The sequence below is a fragment of the Candidatus Symbiothrix dinenymphae genome (genome assembly GCF_001431085.1).
Map to the genome: position 1 here is coordinate 1 of NZ_BBRU01000437.1, position 434 is coordinate 434.

Annotated in this window: 1 protein-coding gene; it reads left to right on the plus strand. The window is 43.3% G+C overall.

The window, feature by feature from the left end; all coding sequences use genetic code 11:
* Nucleotides 1–156: 156 nt before the first annotated feature.
* A partial coding sequence (locus ASC50_RS04800; RefSeq protein ID WP_226995405.1) for a leucine-rich repeat domain-containing protein occupies nt 157–434 on the plus strand: 278 nt, incomplete at its 3' end.

Below are 434 nucleotides of genomic sequence, written 5' to 3' on the forward strand. Positions count from 1 at the left end.
GCGTGAATTGTTTCGGACTTATTTGTTTACAAGAGGTTTTTCCAGTACCAGAGTTTGAAAATAAGCAATCAACGAGCAGTTTTGCGCTTTTAGTTTGCCGATAGAGATTAAGAGTTTAGTCCATAAACTTTTAAGACAATGGCAAACAAATTTTTTATGAAAGCAAAAATGCTCAAAAAAACAATGATGACGCTCGCGGCGGTATGCTGCTTGAGCACAAGTAGCGCGGTTGCAGCAACCTCCTACACTCTCAGTGATGGCACCCTCACCATTACCGGCACAGGGGCAATGGACAATTACTCGTCCGACACTGCGCCGTGGTATTCTGACCGCACTTCTATCACTGCGCTTGTGATAGGCAACGGGGTTACAAGTATTGGCAATTATGCTTTCTATGATTGCAGCGGTATTACCTCCATTACTATTTCCAATAG